This is a genomic window from Carnobacterium sp. AT7, assembly GCF_000171855.1.
GTDB classification, from domain to species: domain Bacteria; phylum Bacillota; class Bacilli; order Lactobacillales; family Carnobacteriaceae; genus Carnobacterium_B; species Carnobacterium_B jeotgali.
In genome coordinates this window covers 68,688-94,475 of sequence record NZ_ABHH01000007.1, presented here as the reverse complement: position 1 = coordinate 94,475, position 25,788 = coordinate 68,688, and the positions used below count along the sequence as shown (strand labels likewise).

26 protein-coding genes are annotated in these 25,788 nt (G+C 34.2%); 17 read left to right on the top strand and 9 right to left on the bottom strand.

The features are described from left to right. The coding region (locus CAT7_RS04470) for a transposase (protein ID WP_007722420.1) at positions 1-695 on the top strand (695 nt) is incomplete at its 5' end. 108 nt (positions 696-803) lie between these two features. Here CAT7_RS04470 and CAT7_RS04465 read toward each other — a convergent pair. After that, entirely contained in the window at positions 804-3,740 is a 2,937-nt protein-coding gene (locus CAT7_RS04465; protein ID WP_007722419.1) for a transglycosylase domain-containing protein, read from the bottom strand. A 575-nt stretch (positions 3,741-4,315) separates the two neighbouring features. On the opposite strand from CAT7_RS04465, the gene CAT7_RS04460 reads away from it, so the two are divergent. The 3 genes from CAT7_RS04460 to CAT7_RS04450 are packed head-to-tail and all read left to right on the top strand — an operon-like array spanning position 4,316 to position 7,031. Next, positions 4,316-5,305, top strand: coding sequence for an ABC transporter substrate-binding protein (locus CAT7_RS04460; RefSeq protein WP_007722417.1), 990 nt, complete (start codon positions 4,316-4,318; stop codon positions 5,303-5,305). Positions 5,306-5,331: 26 nt separating this feature from the next. Beyond that, complete coding sequence (locus tag CAT7_RS04455) at positions 5,332-6,231, top strand: ABC transporter permease (RefSeq protein ID WP_007722415.1); 900 nt, start codon at positions 5,332-5,334, stop codon at positions 6,229-6,231. Further along, positions 6,228-7,031, top strand: a complete 804-nt coding sequence (locus CAT7_RS04450) for an ABC transporter ATP-binding protein (protein ID WP_007722413.1) — start codon at positions 6,228-6,230, stop codon at positions 7,029-7,031. The genes CAT7_RS04455 and CAT7_RS04450 overlap by 4 nt, the downstream gene beginning before the upstream one ends. A 116-nt stretch (positions 7,032-7,147) precedes the next feature. On the opposite strand, the gene trhO is transcribed toward CAT7_RS04450, so the two are convergent. Continuing rightward, positions 7,148-8,113: an oxygen-dependent tRNA uridine(34) hydroxylase TrhO gene (gene trhO / locus CAT7_RS04445; RefSeq protein WP_007722411.1), complete on the bottom strand. Its 966-nt coding sequence runs from the start codon at positions 8,111-8,113 to the stop codon at positions 7,148-7,150. Between the two features lie 135 nt (positions 8,114-8,248). On the opposite strand from trhO, the gene CAT7_RS04440 reads away from it, so the two are divergent. From CAT7_RS04440 to CAT7_RS04430, 3 genes are all read left to right on the top strand, one after another. Further along, entirely contained in the window at positions 8,249-8,797 is a 549-nt protein-coding gene (locus CAT7_RS04440) for a DNA-3-methyladenine glycosylase I (RefSeq protein ID WP_007722409.1), read from the top strand. 141 nt (positions 8,798-8,938) lie between these two features. After that, the gene (locus CAT7_RS04435; protein WP_007722407.1) at positions 8,939-10,348 is read left to right on the top strand and encodes a C40 family peptidase; all 1,410 of its coding nucleotides are present in this window, start codon (positions 8,939-8,941) and stop codon (positions 10,346-10,348) included. Positions 10,349-10,535: 187 nt separating this feature from the next. Further along, positions 10,536-11,447, top strand: coding sequence for a diacylglycerol/lipid kinase family protein (locus tag CAT7_RS04430; protein ID WP_007722406.1), 912 nt, complete (start codon positions 10,536-10,538; stop codon positions 11,445-11,447). Between the two features lie 49 nt (positions 11,448-11,496). Here CAT7_RS04430 and CAT7_RS04425 read toward each other — a convergent pair whose 3' ends face one another. Continuing rightward, a complete protein-coding gene (locus CAT7_RS04425; protein ID WP_007722405.1) occupies positions 11,497-13,308 on the bottom strand; it encodes a M3 family oligoendopeptidase in 1,812 nt (603 codons plus the stop codon). A 214-nt stretch (positions 13,309-13,522) separates the two neighbouring features. Here CAT7_RS04425 and CAT7_RS04420 point away from each other — a divergent pair, with 214 nt between their 5' ends. The 4 genes from CAT7_RS04420 (at position 13,523) to comGB (ending at position 17,112) form a co-directional block, all read left to right on the top strand. Then, a complete protein-coding gene (locus CAT7_RS04420) occupies positions 13,523-14,053 on the top strand; it encodes a VanZ family protein (protein ID WP_007722404.1) in 531 nt (176 codons plus the stop codon). 102 nt (positions 14,054-14,155) lie between these two features. Continuing rightward, entirely contained in the window at positions 14,156-14,881 is a 726-nt protein-coding gene (locus CAT7_RS04415) for a YebC/PmpR family DNA-binding transcriptional regulator (RefSeq protein ID WP_007722397.1), read from the top strand. Positions 14,882-15,032: 151 nt separating this feature from the next. Further along, the gene (gene comGA / locus CAT7_RS04410; RefSeq protein WP_007722395.1) at positions 15,033-16,100 is read left to right on the top strand and encodes a competence type IV pilus ATPase ComGA; all 1,068 of its coding nucleotides are present in this window, start codon (positions 15,033-15,035) and stop codon (positions 16,098-16,100) included. Then, the gene (gene comGB, locus CAT7_RS04405; RefSeq protein WP_007722393.1) at positions 16,054-17,112 is read left to right on the top strand and encodes a competence type IV pilus assembly protein ComGB; all 1,059 of its coding nucleotides are present in this window, start codon (positions 16,054-16,056) and stop codon (positions 17,110-17,112) included. Before comGA ends, comGB begins: the two co-directional genes overlap by 47 nt. 68 nt (positions 17,113-17,180) lie before the next feature. Here the strand turns inward: comGB and CAT7_RS04400 are convergent, their stop codons facing one another. From CAT7_RS04400 to CAT7_RS04380, 5 genes are all read right to left on the bottom strand, one after another. Next, on the bottom strand, positions 17,181-18,614 hold the full coding sequence (locus CAT7_RS04400; protein ID WP_007722391.1) for a recombinase family protein: 1,434 nt from the start codon (positions 18,612-18,614) through the stop codon (positions 17,181-17,183). Between the two features lie 111 nt (positions 18,615-18,725). After that, on the bottom strand, positions 18,726-18,917 hold the full coding sequence (locus tag CAT7_RS04395; RefSeq protein ID WP_007722389.1) for a hypothetical protein: 192 nt from the start codon (positions 18,915-18,917) through the stop codon (positions 18,726-18,728). A 32-nt stretch (positions 18,918-18,949) separates the two neighbouring features. Continuing rightward, positions 18,950-19,465 carry a hypothetical protein gene (locus CAT7_RS04390; protein ID WP_007722386.1) on the bottom strand — a complete coding sequence of 172 codons (516 nt, stop codon included), beginning with the start codon at positions 19,463-19,465 and terminating at the stop codon, positions 18,950-18,952. A 90-nt stretch (positions 19,466-19,555) separates the two neighbouring features. Continuing rightward, positions 19,556-19,900, bottom strand: a complete 345-nt coding sequence (locus CAT7_RS04385; protein ID WP_007722384.1) for an ImmA/IrrE family metallo-endopeptidase — start codon at positions 19,898-19,900, stop codon at positions 19,556-19,558. Between the two features lie 10 nt (positions 19,901-19,910). Further along, on the bottom strand, positions 19,911-20,231 hold the full coding sequence (locus CAT7_RS04380) for a helix-turn-helix domain-containing protein (protein ID WP_007722382.1): 321 nt from the start codon (positions 20,229-20,231) through the stop codon (positions 19,911-19,913). A 278-nt stretch (positions 20,232-20,509) separates the two neighbouring features. Here CAT7_RS04380 and CAT7_RS04375 point away from each other — a divergent pair, with 278 nt between their 5' ends. The 4 genes from CAT7_RS04375 (at position 20,510) to CAT7_RS04365 (ending at position 23,281) form a co-directional block, all read left to right on the top strand. Next, positions 20,510-20,701: a hypothetical protein gene (locus CAT7_RS04375; protein WP_007722377.1), complete on the top strand. Its 192-nt coding sequence runs from the start codon at positions 20,510-20,512 to the stop codon at positions 20,699-20,701. Positions 20,702-20,714: 13 nt separating this feature from the next. Beyond that, on the top strand, positions 20,715-20,882 hold the full coding sequence (locus CAT7_RS12380) for a BOW99_gp33 family protein (protein ID WP_007722370.1): 168 nt from the start codon (positions 20,715-20,717) through the stop codon (positions 20,880-20,882). A 164-nt stretch (positions 20,883-21,046) separates the two neighbouring features. Further along, the gene (locus CAT7_RS04370; protein WP_007722363.1) at positions 21,047-21,259 is read left to right on the top strand and encodes a hypothetical protein; all 213 of its coding nucleotides are present in this window, start codon (positions 21,047-21,049) and stop codon (positions 21,257-21,259) included. A gap of 75 nt (positions 21,260-21,334) precedes the next feature. Beyond that, complete coding sequence (locus tag CAT7_RS04365; protein ID WP_007722361.1) at positions 21,335-23,281, top strand: hypothetical protein; 1,947 nt, start codon at positions 21,335-21,337, stop codon at positions 23,279-23,281. 58 nt (positions 23,282-23,339) lie between these two features. Here CAT7_RS04365 and CAT7_RS04360 read toward each other — a convergent pair whose 3' ends face one another. After that, a complete protein-coding gene (locus CAT7_RS04360; protein ID WP_007722360.1) occupies positions 23,340-23,939 on the bottom strand; it encodes a hypothetical protein in 600 nt (199 codons plus the stop codon). 63 nt (positions 23,940-24,002) lie between these two features. On the opposite strand from CAT7_RS04360, the gene CAT7_RS04355 reads away from it, so the two are divergent. Beyond that, positions 24,003-25,079 carry a hypothetical protein gene (locus CAT7_RS04355; protein WP_007722359.1) on the top strand — a complete coding sequence of 359 codons (1,077 nt, stop codon included), beginning with the start codon at positions 24,003-24,005 and terminating at the stop codon, positions 25,077-25,079. Next, on the top strand, positions 25,076-25,780 hold the full coding sequence (locus CAT7_RS04350) for an MBL fold metallo-hydrolase (protein WP_007722358.1): 705 nt from the start codon (positions 25,076-25,078) through the stop codon (positions 25,778-25,780). Before CAT7_RS04355 ends, CAT7_RS04350 begins: the two co-directional genes overlap by 4 nt. Positions 25,781-25,788 lie beyond the last annotated feature (8 nt).

Here is a 25,788-nt window from a genome sequence, read left to right as displayed (position 1 = left end):
AAGACGATCATATGATGAACGGCCAGTTAAAAGCGGCGTACAATATTCAAATCGGTACTGAAAATCAATTTGTATTAGCTTATGATGCTTTTCCAAATCCAACGGATACACGGACACTCATTCCGTTTGTTGAATCATTAGATTACTTGCCAAAAATGATTATTGCAGATGCTGGTTATGGCAGTGAAGAGAACCTAAATTTTCTGAATGATATCGGAGTAAATCATCTCATAAAATATAACCTCTTTGATAAAGAACAAACACGATCCTATAGTAGCTCTTCAAGAAATAGAAAAAACTGGACTTATCATTCCGAAGGAAATTACTTTATACATCCAGATGGTACAAATTATTATTTTAACTATATAAGTCACAAGAAAAACAGTAGTGGATTTCATCAGGATAGTCATGTTTATAGACCGGATAATCCAGAGGAGGCAGAACAAAAAGCCTTCTATTACAATTGGCATTATGAAGCTTTAAAAGAAATAGAAGCGACTAAGCTTTTATCACCTGAAGGCTCCAAGATTTTTGCGAGACGCAAAATCGAGGTAGAGCCAGTTTTCGGGCAGGTAAAAGCTAATTTAGGTTTCACTCGCTTCCATTTGCGTGGGAAAGAGAAAATTAAAGTCGATATAGGTTTGGCTTTTATGGCTAATAACTTCAAAAAATATAGAAAAACAAAGGCGATTTAGCCTAAAGAATTTACTTAATCAGTTGAAAAAACTAAAAAAACGTTAATTGCAAAAATGCAATTAACGTTTTTTTAGTTACTGGGAGGTTTTGTCCCAGCCTCTTATTTTTTATTCATTTTTTTTGGCTTCATCAGCCTTCTTAGCGTCTTCTTCTGCTTTTTTGGCTTCTTCTGCTTTTTTGGCTTCGTCAGCTTTTTTGGCTTCGTCAGCTTTTTTGGCTTCGTCAGCTTTTTTGGCTTCGTCAGCTTTTTTAGCTTCATCAGCTTTTTTAGCTTCATCAGCTTTTTTGGCCTCATCGGCTTTTTTTACTTCAGCAGTTTTCTTATCTGCTTCTGTTTTAGCCTTTTGTGCTTCTTGAGCTTTTTTAGTGTCAGCAGATTTAGTAACACTACCCCAATAATCGGTTAACTCTTTATCAGAAGCTGCTAATGCGAAGTTATAAATGGTCGTTTTCGGTACAAACTTTTTATTAAAAATTTCTGTTTTAGTGCCACCAGAAGCCGTAACTTCTTTTCCATCAGCTAATTTTACTTTTCCAGGCATCATACCTGTTGCACTGAGAACTTTTGTTTCTACAATACCTTCAGGTTGTTGGAATGTTTGATCAGCGCCTAAAATAGTTGGGTTTGCACTATAAATTGCATTCATTAAGCGAGCCCAATGTCGACGATTTCTTAAACTTGGACTTTCAGAACCTGAATTTGACAAATCATTGACAGATGTATTAACGGCATTATCATAGCCAATCCAAGAACTTAAAGTTACTTGAGGTGTATAACCAATGAACCAAATATCTTTTTGACCGTCAGACGTACCGGTTTTACCTGCAATATCTGCTGTGAAATTTAATTGTCCTTCAATGTCTTTAGCTGTACCCGTATCCATTACATCACGTAAAATATCAGTTGTTAAATACGCTGTCTCATCTGTGAAAACTTCTACAGCTTCAGCTTTATGCTGATAAATGACATCTGCATCAGCATTCTCGATTTTATCGATAACATAACTCTCTGTATAATTTCCTTTATTTGCTAAAGTAGAAAAACCATCTGTTTGATCTAAAACAGTGGTACCTTTTGTAATCCCACCAATTGGAAGGGAGTAATAAACACCTTGGTATTCTTCTGTTGTGATGACGTCAGAACCAAAACCCATCTTATGCATATAAGATTCTAGTTTATCTGCCATATGGTACGTATCTTTCATCTGTTGATAGATTTTAGTTGTAACAATATTACTTGAATTTGATAGACCAGAACGAACATCGGTCCATTTATTTGGAATCACGTTTCCTGAGTTCGTTATTTCGTGAATCCCCAGTTTGCCATTCTCCCAACTTGGCACTTTAGCACTGCTTTCAAAAATCATCGAAGCTGGTGTAATAATGCCTTCTTCTAATGCAGGAGCAAAAGCTAGTAAGGGTTTAATAGTTGAGCCGGGTGAACGAGGAGACTGATAAGCATGGTTAACTTGAGTTAAGCCATAATCTACGCCACCTATAAACGAAATGATTCGACCAGTAGCGTTATCTCTTAAAATTGCGCCATTTTGGACTGGTTCAACTAATGTTTTTGTTTCCTTAGTTTCTTTATCCTCATAATCCACAACTTTTACTTTTCCAAGATAACTCGTATTGTTAATAATCGGATTATTATTCTCATCAAAAGAGATACCCGGATTAGCATACTGTGCAACGACATTGTTCATAGCTTCGTATACACCTTTATCAATAGTTGAATAAACAGTATAACCTTTTGTTCGTAAATCAAGATCCGCTTGATTGTAATAAGAATCTTTTAAGTCTTGGTCATTAGCAATATCCTCAGCTGAATAACCATCAGCTGTGTACAGTTGCTCCATTATAATCTGTCTTGCTTGTTGTTCGACAAAGTTATAAACATAATCGGTACTATCTTTAACATCAGTTTCTTGTGGTAAAAAATCTTGTGTTAAATCATAAGCTAAAGCAGTGTCATACTCTTCTTTTGTAATGTAGTTTTCACGATACATTCTAAACAATACTTCGTCTTTACGGTTCATCCCAGCAGATAAGTCTTCTTTAAGCGCGCCGGTTTGAGTATAAGGACTATAAACAATTGGATTTTGAGGCAGACCAGCAAGAAAAGCGGCTTGTGGTAAAGTCAACTCACTGGCTTTACTACCAAATATACCCAAAGAAGCTTCATTCAGTCCAGCAATATTTTGACCTTTATTATTTCTTCCAAAAGGTGAAACATTTAAATAACTTTCTAATATTTCATCTTTTGTAAAAAAATTCTCAATACGGAAAGCTAATAACATTTCGTTTGCTTTTCGCTTAAAGGAAACTTCATTTGTTAAAATCTGTTGTTTTACTAACTGTTGAGTAAGAGTTGATCCACCAGAAGTTGTACTCGCACCACTAACTTCTTGAACCAATGCCCGGGCTACAGCTTTTGGAACTACTCCTGAGTGTTTATAAAAGTACTCATCTTCGGTAGCGATAATAGCTTCTTGAACTAAAGGAGACATTTCACTTAATGGGATTTCAGATCGCTTTAAATCTGTTTTTAAATCACTGATTTTTTCTCCAGTAGCGTAATACATCGATGAAGTTGCCGAAACATTCTCAAGGTCTGTTTTCATTTCTTCATAAGTTGGAATATCTTCGCCAGAAACAAGATAAGCAAAGTATCCTGCTCCTACTCCACCCGCAAGAGCTCCACCAATTAAACCAATAACAACAAATGCAATAATAAGATTTTTGACAACGTTGTAGCTAACGTTAAAGCCAAATAGAAATTTATCTAACCTAGAATTTTCTTCTGCTTTGCTTTGTTCTCTTTCCTGAGAACTAATTGGTTCATTATCAGTAGTAGATGGAGAAGTTGAGCTGCTTTGAATTGGTTCTTTATGTGAATTGGTTCTTTTAAAATGAATTGATTGATAAAAATGTGTTTGTTTGAAAGAAATCCATTGCTTTTTCATGAACTGAATCACTTTTTGAAAAAGAATTTTTATCTTCTCTAAAAATGATGATTCATTCGTATTTTGTGGACTACTCAAATTTAGTTCACCTCATAAAGTTATATTTGATTACTCTAATTGCTTGAACCATTATAACAAAAAGAGAGTAGAAAGAGCAATTTTTGAAGAAATATATCAGAAACTTAATCTACTTTATGTATAATTTAAGGCAGGGGGTAGATTGCTATTTTCCTAAAAAGTAAGAATCGGGTGAGTTTTAAATGAATTTTTTTTAATATAGTTGTTGACTTTCCTCATTTGTTTTTTTATACTTGTAACAACAAATACAAATTGAAAGTGTGAGGGATTATTATGAACAGTCATTTAGTCAGCCAAACACAATTGAATAATTATTACTTTAGCTATTTTAGAAACTGTTTGTAGACATAATTCATTATGGGTGCAAACAGGAAACAGAAATGTTTGTATCTATATGGCTAAAGCAATTTGATTTGCTAAATATTTGCCACATAGAGATTATCTAAGTGGTAGATTATAAAGGATTTCTTGTTTATTTTTACATAAAATAAACGCCCACTTAGGTAATGCTATCTCTAAGTGGGCGTTTTTGTTTTTTGTAAAAAAATTAGATTAGAAAATAGGGGGAAATAATAATGATGAGAATAAACGGGATGAATAAGAAGATAATTTTAGGTGTAGCAACTGTTACAACTGCTTTACTATTGGGTGCTTGTGGAAATACAGATGAAACTGGAAATTCAAAGGAAGCAAACGTAAACGTGGGCATTCTGCAATACATGGAGCATGATTCACTCTCTAAAGCACGTGAAGGATTTGTCAGTGAATTAGAAGAAGCAGGGTATGTTGAAGGTGAAAACTTGACGGTTAATTATCAAAATGCTCAAGGCGATCAGGCTAATTTACAAAGTATGAGTGAGAGTTTAGCAGGAGAAAATGAAATCATTTTATCTATTGCGACACCAGCAGCACAATCTTTAGCAACAGTTACACAAAAAGACCCTATTTTATTTACTGCAGTAACAGATCCTGTAGATGCCGGTTTGGTTGCTGATAATGAACAGCCTGGCGGTAATGTAACAGGTACGAGCGATATGGTTCCGATAGAAGAGCAAGTTGCTTTACTTTTATCGTTGGCTAAAGAGGCTAAAACGATTGGAATCATTTACAATTCTAGTGAACCAAATTCAAAAATCCAAGCAGATCTAGCTCAAAAAGCCATTGAAGCAGAAGGAATAGAAGTGAAGGTATTGACCGTAACAACTACCAATGACGTCCAACAAGTGATGACGACTTTGGCTCAAGAAGTTGATGCCGTGTACATTCCAACGGATAATACACTCGCAAGTACGATGCCAACAGTTGGCGAAATTGCTTTAGAGTATAAATTGCCTGTTGTTCCTGGTTCAGCTGAAATGGTGGAAGCTGGAGGATTAGCAACTTATGGAATTAATTATGAAGAATTGGGACGTCAAACTGCACAAATGGCCCTTCAAATTATTGAAGATGGTGCAGATCCAGCCGAAATGCCAGTTGAAACGTCTAATAAATTAGAATTAGTCATTAACGAGGAAATGGCAGAGTTATTAGGCATAGACCCTAAAAGTATCGTGTTGCCTGACTAAACTGTAAAACATAAAGGAGAATTAAAATGGATATTATATTATCAAGCATTTCACAAGGATTATTATGGTCAGTTATGGCGATTGGGATTTACCTTACATTTAGAATTTTAGATATTGCAGATCTAACCGCTGAAGGAAGTTTCCCTTTAGGTGCTGCTATTTGCTCGGTATCTATTGTCTCTGGAATACCACCTTTACTTGCTAGTTTACTGGCATTGGTCGGGGGGATGTTAGCTGGAATCGTTTCAGGTCTGTTGCATACAAAACTTAAAATACCAGCTCTTCTTACTGGTATTTTAACCATGACAGCTTTGTATTCAATCAACCTAAGAATAATGGGACAAGCAAACGTTACTTTATTGGGGCAAGAGACATTGATGCGAGAGTTGCAGTCGTATGGGTTAGAAAATCGTTTAGCTGTTTTAGTTGTTGGAGGAATAGCTGTATGTTTAGTGATTCTAGTTCTTTACCTTTTTTTCAGCACTGAAATAGGTTTAGCGTTACGGTCTACTGGTGATAACGAAGACATGAGTGAAGCAAACGGTATTCATACAGATACAATGAAAATCTTAGGATACATGTTGTGTAATGGATTGATTTCTTTATCAGGTGCACTTATTGCGCAAAATAATGGTTATGCAGATATTAGTATGGGCATTGGAACCATTGTCATTGGATTGGCTTCTGTCATTATCGGTGAAGTGATTTTTCATAATTTATCTTTTGCGAAACGGTTAATGACAATCGTCATCGGAGCAATTGTTTATCGTCTAATTATAGATTTGGTACTGCAATTAGGTGTAGAACCGCAAGATATCAAATTATTCTCAGCCATCATATTAGCTATCGCACTTTCAACTCCGTTAATCAAAAAGAAAACTAAAGGATCTAAAAGAGCGAGTAAGAAAGGAGCTAAATTAATATGACAGCAATCTTAGAATTAAAAAAAATTCATAAAAGTTTTGAAGTGGGAACAGTCAATGAAAACCATGTTTTAAAGGGAATTGATTTGACCATTGAGAAAGAAGAATTTGTTACGATCATTGGCGGGAACGGTGCTGGAAAGTCAACTTTATTAAATAGTGTAGCTGGGACTTATGCAGTAGATGAAGGTGCAGTCTTTTTGGATGGGAAAAACGCCACGCATAAGCGAACGAATGATAGAGCAAAAGACATTGGACGAGTCTTTCAAGACACTAAGATGGGAACAGCAACTCGATTGACCATTGAGGAAAATCTAGCGGTTGCCTTTAAGAGAGGGAAAAAAAGAGGTTTATCATTAGGTGTAAAAGATAAGCAACGTGAAGTTTTTAAAGAACAGTTGAAGTTACTTGAGTTAGGACTTGAAAGTAGGCTTAAAATGGAAGTGGGATTATTGTCGGGTGGTCAAAGACAAGCTTTGACATTGCTGATGGCGACGATTGTTCCACCAAAATTGCTATTACTAGATGAGCATACAGCAGCTTTAGATCCGAAAACGAGCCAAATGGTATTAAAGTTAACCGATAAAATTGTTCAGGAAAAAAAATTGACTGCACTGATGATCACACACAATATGGAAGATGCAATTAAACACGGAACACGGTTAATCATGCTTCACAATGGAAAAATAGTAGTGGATGTTTCAGGGGAGGAAAAAAATAAATTATCAGTCCCTGACTTATTAGCATTATTCCAAAAGAATAGTGGAGACACCGTTACAGAAGATGCTTTATTACTGAGTTAATCGTCGCAAAACTGTTAATCATTAAATAAAAAAAGACTCTGATTTCAGAGTCTTTTTTTATTCTTTCAACCTTAATTGGCTATCAGCCATTTGTCAAAGAATGGATTTGATTTTAATTAAACGGATGCTGGAAGTTTTTCGCCAATGACAGCTAAACGTTCAGCAACTTCTTCTTCACTTAAGCTATTCCGTTTTACATACAAGTTTGCTGGTGCTACACGGCATTCATGACAGCATCCACGCATATATTTATGTTCATTTTCTTCTGAAGATAAGATTTGACGGTTACAAGCAGGATTAGCACAGTTTACATAGCGTTCGCAAGGAGTACCATCAAACCAGTCACGACCAACAATTACATGTTCTTTATGGTTAACAGGCACACTAATGCGTTCATCAAATACATACATTTGACCATCCCATAGATCACCTTGAACTTCAGGATCTTTCCCGTAAGTAGCGATTCCTCCATGTAATTGTCCAACATCTTTAAAGCCTTCTTTAACTAACCAACCAGAGAATTTCTCACAACGAATTCCACCTGTACAGTAAGTTACAACTCTTTTATCCATGAATTGTTCTTTATTATCCCGAATCCATTGAGGAAGTTCTCTGAATGTTCTGATTTCTGGACGAACAGCTCCTCGGAAGTGACCTAAATCGTATTCATAGTCATTACGGGCATCGATGACGATTGTATTTTCATCAAGGATAGCTTCACGGAATTCCGTAGGGTTTAAGTATTCACCAGTTAATTCATTAGGATCAATATCATCTTCTAAATTTAGAGATACAAGTTCAGGACGTAAGCGAACAAACATTTTTTTGAAAGGAGCACGTTCTTCTTCATCTACTTTAAAAACTAAATCTGAAAAACGAGGATCGGCATGCATTTCATCTATATACTGTTGAGTAATATCATAAGTACCTGCAATAGTACCATTTATACCTTCTTCAGCAACTAAGATTCTTCCTTTTAAGCCAACTTTTTTACAGAACGCTAGATGCTTTGCAGTATATTCTTCTGGATTTTCAATATGAACATATTTATAGTAGAGTAAAACACGGTAATCTTTAGACATAGTAAATCCTCCTAAGTTGTTTCATAACATTAGGTAGGTGAACTACCTTAAGTTAATCTATACTAACAATACATTATACACTAAAAAAATAACAGAAAGCAAGGTTTCAAAATAAATAATAAAGGATGTGCAATTTTGGAAAGATGTGCTTGGGCTACAACCACGGAATTGATGAAAATGTATCACGATGAAGAATGGGGCAAACCGTTGCATGATGATCAAGCTTTATTTGAATTATTGATTCTTGAAACCATGCAAGCAGGATTAAGTTGGTCTACAATTTTATCTAAAAGAGAGAATTACCGCAAAGCATTGGATGGATTCAATCCTTATCAAATCGCACATTATGATCAAAAAAAAATAGAAGAATTACTTTCAAACCCAGGAATTATTCGAAATAAATTAAAAGTTGCTTCGCTCTTGAAAAATGCAAAAGCTTTTTTAAATGTGAAACAAGAATATGGAACGTTTGATCAGTATATTTGGTCATTTGTGGAAGGAAAGCCAATCATTAATCATTTTAACAGTACGAAACAAGTGCCTACTAAAACAGAACTCTCTATAATTGTATCGAAGGAAATGAAGAAAAGAGGATTTACCTTTTTGGGACCAGTCACTTGTTACGCTTTTATGGAAGCAGCCGGACTAGTTAATGACCATATTGATCAATGTTCATTTAAATAAAAGGTATTTTATTTGACACACAGTTGTAATCTAAACGATACGATTTTATCACATGTCTTATGTTATACTGAAATTCGTTAAGGAATCTTAATATATAGTAAGATTTTAATTAGCAGGAATTCTATTTGGAGGGTAAAACACGTGAATAAAAAACTAGTAACTATTGCAATCTTAGGAACCATGACCTTTAGTTCGCTTATTCTACCAACTGCCGTTAGCGCTGAAACTACTACAAATAAACTTACTGAATCTGAACAACAAGTAACCCAAACACAAGCAGCAATTGAAGCAGCTCAACAAAAAGTTGATGCTCTACAAACTCAATCAAGCGAAACAGAAGCAGAATTAGCAACTATTACTAATTCAATCGATTCAAACAAAGATAAAACTAATTCATTATTAGCAGAAATTGAATCATCTCAAAAAGAAAAACAAACTTTAGAAAATGAAATTAAATCTCTTGAAGAAAAGATTGAACAACGTAGTAAACAACTTGAAGATCAAGCCCGTACAGTACAAGTCAATGGAGATACAAAAAACTACATAGAATTTGTTATTGAAGCTGATTCAATGTCTGACGTAATTGGACGAATAGATGTAGTCACTGATTTAGTAAAAGCAAATAAAGATCTTGTTCAAGCACAAGCAGATGATAAAGAAGCTGTTGTTGGAAAGAAAGAACAAACTGAGCAATCAATCGTACAACAAAATGCTCTTGCAGCTCAACTGGAAAACGCAAAAGCTGAAATGGAAAAACAATTATTAGAAAAAGAAGTCGTGGTTTCTCAATTAGCTATCGAAACAGCTAGTGTACAAGCAGATAAAGAGAAATACATTGCACAAAAAGCTGAAGCTGAAAGTCAAGTAGCTGAATATACTGCTGCTCAAGAAGCAGCAGAGTTAGCTGTATTGGCAAGTTATGAAGCAGCAGAAACTGAAGAACCAATCGTAGATGAAACTTCTGAAACTGAAGAAGTGGTAGTTGCAGAATCAAGTGAGTCTGCTGAAGAACCTCAAGTAGTAGAAGAAAGTGAAGTCGTAGCTTCTACTCCAACAGAGACTACTAAGAAAACTGAGAATGCACCTACTACAACAAAAGCGCCAGCAAAAACGCCAGCAAAAACAGAGACTAAGGCACCAGCGAAAACACCTGTGGCTCCTAAGCCTACAACTCCAGCACCGTCTACAAGTGGAGGTACATCTTGGTCAAAATTGCAACCACATGCAACTAGTGTGATGGGCACACCATATTTATGGGGTGGAACAACAACCAATGGATTTGACTGTTCTGGTTTTACTTCATACGTATTTGCAAAAATTGGAATCTCTTTGCCACGTACAGCAGCTGCACAATATGCATCTTCTACTAAAGTGTCAAATCCACAACCTGGAGATTTAGTTTTCTTTAGTAGTGGCGGATCAATCACTCATGTAGGAATCTACGTTGGAAATGGTCAATTTATTGGATCACAAAGTAGTACAGGCGTTGCTTACACTTCAGTTAGCTCTTCTTATTGGGGACCTAAACTTGTAGGATACGGACGTTATTAAAAAATAAAAAAATCGTTGCCAATCGGTAACGATTTTTTTATTTATTTGTTTTGTCAAATTAAGGTAGGTTGTTGTTGTAGTAATTGCTTTTATTAGTTTGTTTAAGAAATGTCTTTTTGTGGCAATCAAACAAGTCTTACGCTAAACTAAACCTACAAAAACGTAACATTAGAAAGGTTGATGGGATATGACCAAAGCTGTATTAATCGTAAATCCTTCTTCTGGAGGAGAAAAGGGAAAAGAGTATGCTGCGCTTGCTTTAGATACCATAGAATCAATGTATGATGAAGTAGTAATTAAAGAAACGACTAAAGGCGGAGATGCTGAAGTATTTGCTAAAGCAGCTGCTAAAGAAAGTGTAGAAGCTGTTTTCGTTATGGGCGGTGATGGAACAGTCAACGAATGTATATGTGGACTAGCAGAAGAAGCGTACCGTCCAAAATTAGGTATTATCCCTTTAGGAACAGTCAACGATGTAGGACGCGCCTTAGGAATTCCTTTGAATCCTGAAGCAGCTATTCGAATGTTACCAGAAGCTGTTACAAAAGAATTAGATATTGGTAAAGTAAATGAAAGTTACTTTATTGATGTCATTGCAATTGGAAAAATTCCTGAAGCGGTTAAAAATGTAGGGGTTGACCAAAAAACAAGATTAGGATCATTAGCTTACTTTATTGAAGGAGCTAAAGCCTTTAATGATAGCCAAAGCTACTCTTTTAAATTAACTATAGATGATGAAGTCATTGAACAAGAATCTAGTTTGGTACTGATTGCCTTAACAAATTCTGTGGGAGGATTTGAAAATATGATTCCACATGCAAAAACAGATGATGGATACTTGCATTTAATTGCATTAAAAGGAAAGACTTTATTGGATAAGGTTAAACTAATTCCTAAAGTGATTTCAGGAAATGCAGCTGGTGCAAATGAAACGCTGTATAGAAAGTTTAAATCAGGTAAAATAGCTATTACAGAAGAAAATACGCAGTTAATTAGTAATATTGATGGAGATGAAGGATTTGAGTTGCCTCTGACTCTTCAAGTACTGCCTCGTCACATTACTATGTTTATCCCTGACAAAACAACCAATAATAACTAAAAAGAGCCTCTAAACAGATAAAATGGACTGTTTAGAGGTACTTTTATTGTTATTTCACGTATTCTTCTGTTAATTCCATAAAAGTATCAACATCATTTTTCATAATTGCAATACCAGCTTCCCAGAAATCTGGTTTGGTTAAGTCGACATTTAAATGTTTCATCGCTAAATCTTCTGTAGACATAGCTGCTGTATCTCTTAGTAACGCAATGTATTTATCTTCGAAACTAGCACCTTCTTCTAACGAACGAGCATAGATCCCTAAACTAAATAAATAACCAAAAGTGTACGGGAAATTATAGAAAGGAACGTCGGCAATAAAAAAGTGAAGTTTGCTAGCCCAAAAATGAGGGTGGTACTCGCTTAGTGAGTCTTGATACGCTTCTTTTTGAGCTTCTTCCATCAATTCTCCAAGACGTTCATCTGTCACGATACCATTTTGACGTTCAGCATAAAACCTTGATTCAAATAAGAAACGCGCATGAATATTTAAAAACATTGCTAAGGCATTTTGCATTTTAGTGTCCAATAAAGTGATTTTTTCTTCCTTTGAAGTAGCTTCTTTAACCGTTGCGTCGGCAACAATCATTTCAGCAAATGTGCTGGCTGTTTCAGCAACATTCATGGCGTACTGTTGGTTTAGAATTGGCAAATCAGTCATCACGTGGCTATGAAAAGCATGGCCTAATTCATGAGCTAATGTGGATACTTCACTTGGCGATTCTGCATAAGTCATAAAAATCCTTGATTCTTTACTTTCTGGCAATTCTGAACAGTACCCACCAGGTCTTTTCCCGCTTCGATCTTCTGCTTCAATCCAACTATGATCAAAAGCATGTTGAGCAAAGTCGGCCATTTTCCCACTAAATTTACGGAAATTATCTACAATGAAGTCAGCCCCATCGTCATATGGATAAACTTTAGCTTGTGCACTTCCAAGAATCACAGGTGCTTCTGTATCTTGCCAAGATAATTTATCTTTTCCAAGCAACTGAGCTTTACGATTTAAATAATCAACGAAAGGTTGTTTGTGATCACTAACAGCTTTCCACATAGTATCTAAGGTTTCTTGTTTCATCCGATTGTATTCTAAAGGACGTTTTAAGAAATCTTTCACACCGTGAGCTTTATAGTCTGCTAAACGAAAACCAGCTAAATGATTTAAGGTGTCGCTAAACAAAGGTGCCATACTGCCCCAAGTTTCTTCCCATTTATTAAATAATTGTTCGCGAACTTTTGCATCTGGGTCGGTATTCATTTTATTATAAGCTTGACCAGCAGACAACAGTTGGATTTGACCTTCATTGTCTTCAAATGGAATCTCAATAGTCGCTACCAATGAATCGTAATGATCGCTCCACCCTTGGAATCCATCGATAGATAAAGCATTAATCAAAGCTTCTTCTGTTTCACTCAACAATTCCTTACCTTGTATACGTGTTTCAGTTAGACTAAATTTGATTTCTTTAAAATCAGGTAGTTCAACCAGATCATTCCAACTATCATCAGGCATTGCAACCATTTTTTTAGTTAGAATCGTTTGAATAGTACTAAATGCACTGCTCAATTCAAAGACTTGTCCAAAAATAGTTCCTGCTTGTTTATCGGACACATCCGCAGATTGAACAGCTTCGATAAAGGTGAACACTTGAGACAATCCTTTTGTTAGTTTTTCTTGAACAAGCAAAATAGCTGATAGCTCTTTAAAAGCGGGACTGTCTTTTTCAGTATCCCACTTGGTGATAAGAGAAGATAGTTCATCTAGCTGTTCACGAATAAGGACTAATTTTTCTTTTAATTGAGGTGATTTACTACCGCCTGGGAAAATAGATTCAAGATCCCATGTCATACTGTATTTCATAGCGTAACTCCCTTTCTGATTCGAATAAATCTATTATACTCTAGTTTCTTGTAGTTTCAAAAGCAGTAGTTAAACAAAGCAAAAAAACATTGACTAACTTTAGTCCGAAAATAACTATCAAAAGTCGATCACTATACTGTAAAATAGAAATTGTTAGCTTAAAGAAGAAGTGAAATGAATGTCAATAAAAAATCGTGAAAGAAGGAAGATGCTGATGCGTTCAACTACAAAAGACAATTTTTTTATCGCGCTAGCTCTTGTTATAATGGTGGTATTATTTTACAGTTCTTCTCAGCCTTATGGAGAACAATCATTGACAGGTGTGTTAGATAAAATTTTAGCTAAGGAACCACTGAAAGATCTTTTAGGTCTAATACAATTTAATTATGCAGGCAGTGAAGTGAGTATTGCTGCGCAAGGGTATAGTGCATTCATTGAATTTTTTATTCGGAAATTAGCTCATTTTGGAACTTATTTTTTATTAGGTTTGTGCTGGTTTTTAGGATTGAAAAATAAAATGACAAGCATCTGGTTGTCTGCGTTCGTTTCATGGCTGTTAGCGTCTGGCTATGCCGCTTTTGATGAGTTCCATCAAAGTATCACACCGGATCGGACTCCTTTGATGGAAGATGTTATTCTGGACGCTACAGGAGCATTGACTAGTATTCTGCTTGCAGTAGTATTTTTCGTGTTCATTTATAAAAAGAAAAAAAAGAAGCCATCATTTAAAAAGATAAAACGGTAGATAAATTGGCGCACAGTTGCTCTATAGCTAGTTTTTTGATAAAATAAGTAGGGCTATTTAATCTAGCTTAATACACTTATACTATGAAATGGGGAGTTTGGAGTGTCAGGACATTCAAAATGGAGCAATATCCAAGGCCGTAAAAATGCACAAGATGCAAAACGCGGAAAAGTATTCCAAAAAATATCAAGAGAAATCTACATGGCTGTGAAAAGTGGTGGACCTGATCCGAGCATAAATCCTTCATTACGTATGGTGATGGACAAAGCTAAATCAAATAATATGCCAAATGATAATGTTGAACGTGCTATAAAAAAAGGTAGTGCAACTGGTGAAAATGAAAATTATGATGAAGTAATCTATGAAGGTTATGGTCCAAAAGGCACAGCTGTTTTGGTACACACATTGACGGATAACTTAAACCGTACGGGAACCAATGTCCGTGTAGCTTTTAATAAAAATGGTGGGTCATTAGGTGAAAAAGGTTCTGTTAGTTACATGTTCGATCGTAAAGGGTACATTGCAATTGAACGTGAAGGTTTAGACATAGACGAAGACACAATGTTGATGAGCGTTTTAGAAGCTGGCGGAGATGAAATGGAAACGTCAGATGAAGTATTTGAAATTTATACAGACCCTTCTGATTTGCCAGACGTGCGTGACGCTTTGGAAAAAGAAGGCTATAAATTAGCACAAGCTGAAGTAACGATGATTCCACAAACAACCGTTGAATTACCAGAAGATAAAAAAGCTTTATTTAACCAAATGATTGATAAACTTGAAGAAGATGATGACGTATCAGAAGTCTTCCACAATGCTGAATTATAAGCGTTGAACAAAAAAATCTTTGCCTTTCTAGTAACACTAGAAAGGCAAAGATTTTTTTTGTTCTGAAATAAGTAAAAAGAATAACGAAATACCTCAACGATTGCACATATTTAAATTAACAAGACAATAATACTGGGAAAGGAGGCGAGTAATGGAAATTGAAGAGTTTACACAATATGTAATTGTTAAAGCTCAAGAAACCGGAACAAGTGATATTCACATTTTACCTGAAGATACTCAATACCGATTCTACTTTCGGATTGGCGGAAAAATGAGTTTTTGGAATGCTGTGACCGAAGATGAAGGGAAACGATTTATCTCCTATTTTAAATATTTAGCAAACATGGACGTAGGGGAGAGAAGAAAACCACAAAGTGGAGCAGCACAACTGATAGTTGAAGAAAAGACGGTAGCGTTGCGTTTTTCTACAATCACAAATTTTCGTTCTCAAGAGTCGATGGTTATCAGAATTTTAAATCAATCCATGCATGTATCTTTAGCAAAAACAACTTATTTTAAACGAGAAGTCAAATTAATCGAGCAATTGGCACAATTTAATAGTGGTTTACTTATTTTTTCAGGACCAGTTGGATCAGGCAAAACAACAACGATGTATCAGCTTGTTCGTGAAAGTTACCTGACAAGCAAGCAACAAGTTATAACGGTCGAAGATCCCGTAGAAATTGAAGAACCCCTTTTTTTACAAACGCAAGTAAATGAGAAGGCTGGAATCACTTATGAAACACTTTTAAAATCTAGTTTGCGGCATCATCCTGATATTATTATCATTGGAGAAATACGAGATGAAGAAACAGCGAAGATGGTTATAAGAGGTGCTTTAACTGGTCACTTGATCATAGCTAGCGTGCACGCAAAAAATACTATTGGGGTCATCTCGCGTTTATTGGAGCTAGGGGTAACTCAAGAGCAACTAAAACAAACCCTGCTTGGCGTTGTCTTTCAAAAGTTGATTCCGAGATATTGCTCCTTTTGTAAAGGAGACTGTGTGCCTGCTTGTTCTCATATAGAATTATCTGAGAAAAGAGCAATTTTATATGATGTTTTATCGAGAAATGAACTTAAACAGTATCTTAATCAGACGCAAACAGAAGAACAAATCCAAAAAAAACAAACTAGATCCTTTAATTTATTATTAAGAAAGGCGTACGCATATGGTTATATCAGTGGAAAAAATTTTATCCAGTTCCAAATTCCCTAAAAAAAAATCATTGCCAGTCCAAGCCTCATTTTTAATCAAACTATCTGAATTGATGACCGAAGGATTTTCTTTAAAAGAAGCTTTATTATTTTTAAAAATGATCTTACCAAAAGAGGCACATTGGATCCAAGCCATTCTTGAAGAATTAGAGAATGGAGAACGATTTGACCGTACTGTTAAAAAGCAAGGATTTTCTGAACGTGTTTCTTCACAAATCTATCTAGCTTTTATCCATGGGAATCTTACAGAAGCTTTAGCAGCGAGTGGGAATTACTTAGAAGAAAAAACGAAACAACAGAGCCAGTTAACAAAGTTATTGCGGTACCCACTATTTTTATTGCTTTTTATGATCGGGATTTTAATGGCCATCCGTTACATGATCTTACCTAATTATGAACAAATGAATGCGACAAAAGGGTCCATTGTGAATAATATGGCCATTGGCTTCGTCTACTATTTCCCAGCTTTTTTAGGGATTAGTTCTATCGTGGTATTATTAGCCATCTTCCTCATTCGCTATCAATTGGGAAGACAGACGGCCATTCAACGGACTACTTTTTTTATGAAAATTCCTATTATTTCTACGTTATTAAAGTTGTATTATACAAATTTATTTAGCTATGAGTGGAGTCAACTATTAAAAAGTGGTCATCAAATGAATAAAATTATTGAATTAATGCAATCGAAAGAAACAACGCAACTCATGCAAGAAGTCGCACACAAGATGGAAAAAGAGTTGAGGACAGGTCGAGATTTTAAAGAATCTATGAATAGTTTTCCTTTTTTTAATAGTGAACTTGGTTTTATTATTATGCACGGTGAAGCAACCAGTCGTTTAGGAACAGAACTAGCCATTTATGCAAATGATTGTCAATTACGATTAACGCTTCAAATCCAAAAGATATTTAGTTGGATTCAACCGATTATATTTTTAGTGATTGCCTTTTTTATTATGTGTGTTTACCTAGCATTATTATTGCCAACTTTCACAATGATGGAGGAGATTTTATGAAAAAATTAAAACAGTTGAATCAACAAGGATTCACACTGATTGAAATCATATATAGTAAATATGTTTATTTAGAAATTCCAAATAACCTTGATTTCATTAGCTTTGACATCAACTTTTTTTATCAATACATTAATAATTTTCTTTTTATTTTCATAGGTTTCATCATTTATGTTGTTTTCTATATCTTTCAAAAAGAGGATAGCTTTATCTTTTTTTACATTTTCTAATTTGTGCTCAGAATGATTTAACTTATTTAACAAATGATCTTTTTCATCTTTTAGTGCTTTTGCTTTAAACTGCATATCTTCTAAATTTATGAGATCATTCATGTACAAATCTGATAATCGCTTTATTTTTTTATCAATCACAACAATTCTATGTTCATAAATTTCTGTATGATTCTCATTTTTTATTTCAGTTCGTTCAAAAATAGTTTCAGGGTTTTTTTGTAATTTTGATACTTCGTTAATTACATAATCTTCTAAGTCATTCATATGATAGAATCCAGAAGTACACTTTTTATTATCGTTGTAAAAGGTGACTCTAGATTTCACTATGCGATTAGTACATTTATATTTTTTTAGCCGAGTACCGTCTTTGCGAATGTTTCCAAGCATCAATTCTAAAGGAGCTCCGCAGTAGCCACAACGTGCTAAACCACTAAGGATATATTTACCTTGAAAAGGACGTGGATTGTTATTTTGAGCATATGCTTGCTTCTGGCGAATATCTAATTCAGTTTTAGTTTTATCAAATAGTTCTTTTGTAATAATTGCATCATGGTTTCCTTTATAAACTTCTCCTTTGAAATTCATATAGCCTGCATAGACAGGATTATCTAAAATAGATCGTATAGCACGGTAGGACCAAGGAATGTCTTTCCCTAAATGTCCTTCGTCATTTAATTTGTCTCGAAGTTTTGTAATAGAAATACCAGACAGATATTCTTTATAAATTTTATTAATAACTATTGCTTTAAAATCATCTACTATATATTTCCCTTCAGTATATTCATATCCAAATGGAGGCCTTGTCCATCCCATTGCTTTACCAGATCTAGCTCGTCCAACTTTACCCATCTGCATACGCTCTGTTATTTGTTCTCTTTCAAGCTGGGCAAAAACGGATAGGATACCTATCATTGCTTTTCCAAATGCAGTTGAAGTGTCGAAATTTTCACTTAGCGAAACAAAATCAACATTATATTTTGCAAATACATCCTCAATTAAGTAAAGAGTATCCTTTTGGGACCTGGATAACCTATCAAGTTTATAAACTAAAACTGTATCAAATTTATGTTGTTTAGAATCATTAACGAGCTTTTTCATTCCTGGACGATCTATTGTACTTCCAGTAAACCCAGGGTCTTTATATATTTCGTAAACATACCAGTCTTTAATATCGCAGTATTTAGTTAGTTTATCTATTTGTTCTTCAATTGAATAACCTTCTTCAGCTTGATCTTGTGTACTAACTCTTACATAGATTGCTACTTTTTTCATACAAACACACTCCTATTGTGTTAAAATAGGGCATAGAAAAGAGCCCTTTAATACGGGTTAATTTTTTGTTGAACACTCCTTAGCTTTGGTCGGTGATAGGAGTGTTCTTTTTTATTTTTTTGGAATCAATACTTCTTTACCAGATTTAGTTTTACCAATAGTATTATCATATTTATCGACGTATAAAGAATCAAAAAACGGAGCAACGATGCCGCCCACTTCACGATAATCTTCTGGTGACAAATCTGAATAAGTCATATACTTCTTTGTTATGTCAAAAGGTATTATTTTTTTGTTGGACATATCATCACTCCTTGTATTTTATTTTGAATTATTTATTCACTCATAAAATCGTCGTATATATTTAAATTATAAAAAACATTTACTGTATAAATCCCATTCAAATTCATCGTATCTGCAATTTCATTTTCAAAAGCTACTAGATGAACTCCTATCTCATCATTTAATACATAAGATAAGTATCTTTGGTTATGCTTTGTTTCAAATTCGTCCGGTTTGCTAACTAGTAAATTTATATCATCTTTTTCTTCTTTAGGTAATCCAACTTCTTTTAAAACTAATTCTGCTTTATCAGCAGTTATTCCTCTAAATTGAATGTAAGCAATTTGGTTACTTTGGTTTGAATAAACTGTAACCTCATTAGCTAATTCTTTTTTATCGTAATCTTTTAAATAATCTTCTTTAGTATCGGATTGAGCTATGTTTTCTGTATCGAAGTTATTTGTTACAAATGAAGTAGTCTCAGCAAAATCATCACGATTAATGCTTTCTTGAGAAGAACAACCAACCATTATCACTGTAAATAAAAGCAAACTAAGTATTTTTTTCATTCTAATCCCTCCAATAAAATATGGTATACTTTATTTGAGATAGAGATATAGAACTCAGGCCTGAACTGTTCCAGCAGTTTTGGGCCTTTTTTATTTAAATTTACATTCCCAACCTAAACCCAAGTTGTAATTCTGCAATACGTCAGAGTAATTAAATTGGCCATCTGATTCATTAATTAAATATGTAATCATATACTTTGTGGCTTCATATTCCATTTTAGTACGGTAAGAAGGATTATTATATAAAGAAGCTAAGTCTTTATGATTAATCACATGTCCTAGTTCGTGAAGAATAACTTCCTTTTGCTTTTCCTCATCTAACAATTGATTAATGAAAATAATATTTAGAGCCGGATCATAATATCCGTCATTCTCAATATTTATTAAAACCAATTCAATTTCGTATTTTTGAAGTATATCAAAAACATCATTCATATTATCCTCCTTACTTATTGCTAAATCTTCCTTCAAGATAAGCACGGATTGATTCTCTATCATTATCAGTCATAGGTTTTCCATCGAAACTCATCATGCCATCCAATATTTCGTCTAAGTCAGTTGGAAGATCTTTTTTAGGTTCTTTCCCTCTCAAGTAATCAACTGTGACACCAAAATAATCAGCAACTTTTTCTACGTTCTCTAATTTAGGAGAAACAGTGTTCCATCTTCTAATTTGACCATTAGAGATCCCGACACGTCTTTCAACCTCAGCAAAATTAGTGTGATGCTCTTCGCATAACTTTTTTATTCTCTCTACTATTCCCATGATACTCACCTTTCATAGGCTCACAAAAATAAATAATGACTTTTAAGCTATTTTGTCGTTGACAAATAACTTTTAAGCTATTATACTATGTTCATGAGCTAGTTAATCAGCTAATAAGTGACCAAAACAATATCTGTTACGTTCCCCAACGTTCAAGAAAAGTGCTTTTAGATGGCTTATTTGCTATGGATTCATAATAGCATAAAAGCTATTTCTGGTCAACGATTAGCTGATAAATTAGCTTATAAATTTAAAAATAAAAAAGGAGGCTAATTGAAATGCCAGAAACACAAGCTTTACGAAAAAAAATATTAACTCATTTAAAAGAGAAAAATATTCCGCAAAATCACCTAGCAATGTTGATAGATGAAAATTATAAGTATTTAAATGATATTTTAAACGGAAAAAAAACAGGTCCGAAAGCAAATGAAATATTACTGACAATAGTTAAAGTGTTAGGAATTAAGTAAGGAGGTGTAAACAATGGCTTACTACAAAGTAATCAATGTTTTACAAGATGGCACTCAATTAGAATCTATGGAAGGTTTTGTACTTCCTAAAGAATTATCAGATAAAGTTTTTGCGATTTTTCAAAGTTCTGCAGAAGAGAGAGAACGAAAAAAGAAGGAGGAAAAAATGTTATGTCACTAGAAACGATTAAAAATTTAATCTGGTCATCTAACATGTACTTCTTTGGAAGCAAAAGAATAGCTAAAAGAGACTTTTATATATTTTACGGATTCATTGCAGCAATGATCATTATCTGTTTACCTCTGTTAATTCTATTCTGGGTAAATTGAAGGGAGGCAAAATTTATGCCGTGGAAGTTTAAAAACAAAAACTTTGTTGATTACTACAGCAAAGAGGAGGGCAAACTTGAAGCAAGGATTACTAAGATGACTGATTTCAATAAAGTATCTATTCATAAAGATAATGAGTTGATTAGTAGTAAGAAGTTAGCTGCTAAGAATTCGATAGAATTTTTATTTGAAACAGGAGAAAAGATGTTGGCACAACAAAAAGACTGAAAGGACAGCCATCCAATCAGTCGGTGAAACAATATTTTTATACTGAAATTATAGCACACATAAGGAGTGAATGAATTGAAAGATATCAAAATTAATTGGATTCGTTACGAAAACTTCAAAGGGTTAAAAGATTACAAACTAGTTTTAGACGGTATCAACGCAGATGTATCAGCTCAAAATGCAGTAGGAAAGACAACTTTATATGATGGCTTCTTGTGGTTGTTATTTGGGAAAGACAGTGCTGAAAGGTCCAAATTCAAAGCTAAACCATTTGATAAAGATCGTAATGAAATTTTAGGTAAGGAACCAATTGTTGAAGCTGAACTAATGGTAGATGGCCAACGCATTTTATTAAAACGTGAACTTGTTGAAGTGTGGTCCAAAATCAAAGGGCGTGCAGAAAAAGAACGCAAGTCGGATAAAACAAAGTACTACGTTAACCAGGTTCCGTGCAACACAGCAAAAGAATTTCGGTCATACATCGATGCATTGATTGATGAAGGCACATTCAAATTGTTAACTAATCCTGCAGCATTCAATTCTCTTGATTGGACTAAGCGTAGAGAAGTTTTGCTTCAGTTAGTTGATGGCGTAACGGATGAAGAAGTAATTGAAAAGAATGAAGAACTTTCTGGACTAACTAAAATTCTTGATGGCCGTAGCGTTGAGGAACAAAAGAAAATCATTTCAGCTAAGAAAAGAGACGTTGCTAATTCTATCGATGGAATGACAGCACGATTTGATGAAGCAGAAAGAGCCATTCCAAATACTGAAGGAATTGACCAGGAACAATTAAATGATCTAGTCGGAACAAATAAAAACAAAATTGAAGAAGCGCAAAATAAAATCGCTGAATTAAAAAACGGTGGGGCAATCACTGACTTAAAAAACAAACGTGGCCAACTTGATTTGAAGTTAACTGAAGAAAAGGCTCGCTTCTTTCAAACGAACCAATTATCTACTGAAACACTTATCAATGATGTTAATAAATTGACAGTCGATTTAAATGGTAAGAAACAAACTGTCTGGGAAGTAGAAACAAAGATTGCTAATGCCGAACAAAACTTAACAAGAGAAAAGAACTTTAAAGCTCATTTGTTAGAAACGTATAAAGAGAGAAATGTTGAATCGTTTGACGAACATAAAACGTCTTGTCAAATGTGTGGCCAAGATTTACCTGGTGATCAAGTTGAGAAAATGAAGGCAACCTTTAATAAAAAGAAATCTGAAGAGGTTGAAAGCATTCTTGAACAGGGAAAAGCAGTTGCTTCAAAAATTGAAATTGCTGAAGGTGAAATAAGTAAACTAACTAACGATCTTCACTCTTTAATTTCTAAACGTGATATTGCTAAAGATTCATTGGATCGATTCAAAGAAGAGTTGAGTTTAACAAAAGAACGTCATGGACAATTCGAAGATTCAAAAGAAAGCAGAGCAATCATTGCTGAAATTCAAAAAGTAACGCAATCAATGATTGAGGAACAAACTTCTACACAATCTGAAATTGAAGAGTACAACAATCTTATCCGTGAATCATCTGCTGCAGTTGATTCAGCTAGACAGCAACTTTCTTTATTCAGTCAAAAAGAAAAACAATTGAATCGTGTCCAAGAACTGAAGGATGAACACAGTAATCTAGCTTCAACTTATGAAGAACTTGAGCGTCAAGAGTATCTTACAGATGAATTTACTAGACGTAAAGTTCAACTCTTGGAGAAAGAAATCAACGCAAAATTTAACATGGCCAACTTTAAATTATTCGATATTCAAAAGAATGGCGGGATTAATGAAGTTTGTGAAGCAACTTATGGCGGTTCTGAATACAGCACCAACTTAAACAACGCTGCGCGAATCAACGTTGGGTTAGATATTATCAATACTCTTTCAAATCATTACCAGGTATCTGCCCCAATCTTTGTCGATAACGCTGAATCAGTAAATGAATTGATTGATACACAAGCCCAAATGATTTCCTTGATTGTTAGTGATGATCCGGTGTTTAAAGTGGAGGTGCAAAGATAAATTTAAACAAAACAACATAACGTACAAGGATTTTCAATAATGAATACTTTTTTAAATCCTATAAAATTATTTTAATAAAATTAAATATTAGCGATTTAATTTCAGAGGAAAATAAAGAAGTTAAAAAAGTTATCAGCCAGAAAATCATATTTATAAGATTTTTAGAAGTTGTTTTAGCATCAAATCCTATATGAGTAAGAATTGAAGAGGGTAGCTTTAATATGATTTTTAATATAAATAAAGGATTATATCTTTTTTTTAAATCAAATCTAGTTTCACTTTCTACCATAAAAAGCTCATTACGAATAAATTTTGCTGCCTGAAAATTTTCAAACAGATTATTATTGTAACTTAGTGAATTCATGCTGAGATCAGGAATTAATTCTCTGATTTGTGGGGAAATAGAGAGAGTATTAATATAAAGGTCTTTATCACTTTTTTCTTCTAAAAGTGATTTAGAATTTTCATAATAATAAGTAAAATCATTGCGGTAATTAGAGACGTACTCATTCTCATTAAGTATATTTTCACAATTATCTATAAATCCTTGTAATTGTTTTAAGATATTTTCTATTCTAGATATTTTAAAAAAGGTTGTGATTATTTGATAAAGATAAGCCAAGCCTAATAAAAGTAATATGTATATTAAAATGTTCAAATTAATTCCCCCTATTTAAAGAGTATCTCAAATATCACAAGAAATAGAAAGAAGGAAAATAATATGACAACCGAAATAGCAAAAAAAGAAGGTTTCAAGACAAAACTAGCAAAGGTGAATGATACTTATTTGCCAATGATTACTAACCAACTTCAAGGTAACGGTGTGAACATGAGTGATTATCAAAAGCAATGTGTGATGAATGCTTTGGCTGAAATCAATAACACTTTAGAACAATCTAATATGACTATTAGCAATGTGGACCAACAAACACTAACGCAAATACTTCTACAAATTGCTTCACTCCAATTGAATGCAACAGCAACACCAAGAGAAGTTTACTTCATGACCCGCAAAAAGAAAGTAGGAAATACATGGGCAACGCTTCTTGAAATGGGTATTGAAGGGGATGGGAATGATGCCATTCTTTCAAGATTCGGACGTGGTATTAAACAAGTTCATAAATTCTGGGAAGTTAGAGAACATGACGGATTCACCTATCCGAAAATGAAGGGTCTAGAAACTACTCCTCCAGAATGGGAACCAACCGGAAAAGGAAAAGTAGTACGGATTGTTTATCCAGTTTCAAAAACAGATGGGACAGTTGAATATTTAATCGCTGAACGTGATGACGTTGTGAGAAATCTGTCTGCACATATTAGTAATAATCTGATGACGGAAACTTTTGGAATTGCTAAATCAAAATATGATGCTACTCCAGAACAAAAGAAACAGATTGATGAAAAGAAAAAAGAAGTTAAAGATTTAATGAAGGACAAATCTTTAGAAGACCTTCTAGCAACTGATGATCTAAGTAAATACATTAGTCCAGCTTGGAAAGAACCACAAAGCCGAGAGTCTATGATTGTTCGCAAAATGAGAAATAACCTTACTAAAAAATATCCTAAGAACTTTGAAAATGCCTATGTAGCTATGAACTATGAAACTGCTACTGATGAAACTTTTAAGACTATGCGTAAAGATGTCTCAGAGAGTGCCAATACGATTGAATTCGAAACTGAACCTGATGTTGAGCCAACTGTTCCTGCTTATGATGTTGAAACAGGAGAAATTCAAGAAGAAAATAACGAACCAGTTCATGAAAACAATGAAGCTACAACTGAACAAGATCCCTTTTGATTAACATAAAATCTTTTGGTAGTGGAAGTGCTGGGAATGCTTATCTAATAGATGATGGCATTTCCCAGGTATTAATTGAATGTGGAATCAAGCTAGAACTGGTTAAACAAAAAATGATGTTTGATTTTAGACGAGTGGCCGGAATGTGTATTTCTCATGAACATGGTGATCACTCAAAAGAAATCAAGAAAGTATTGAACACCACTTCAATTGATATTTTTGCTTCAAAAGGAACTTTAAATGCATTAAGCGTACCAAATCATCGAGCAACTGTACTTGAAATAGGTAAGAGCGTACAAATCGGTTCCTGGGCAGTCACTTCATTTGATGTGAATCATGATGCTGCAGAACCAACTGGTTTCCTTTTTAAGAATCAATTAGGTGAACAATTATTATTTGTAACTGATACCTATTATGTGAAGTACAAATTCAAAGGTATTACTCACATGATGATTGAAGCGAATTATTCATTAGATATCATTAGGAAAAAAGTTGAAGAAAATGAAGTCGCGCAATATTTAAAGAATCGAATTTTAACAAGTCACTTTGAATTTGAAAACTCAAAAGAATTTATAAAAGTGAATACGAGCAATCAACTGCAAGAAGTTTGGCTTCTTCACTTATCAGATTCAAATAGCGATGAAGAACTATTCAAACGTGAGGTACAAGAATTAACTGGTGTTCCAGTCTATATAGCATAGGAGGTGTA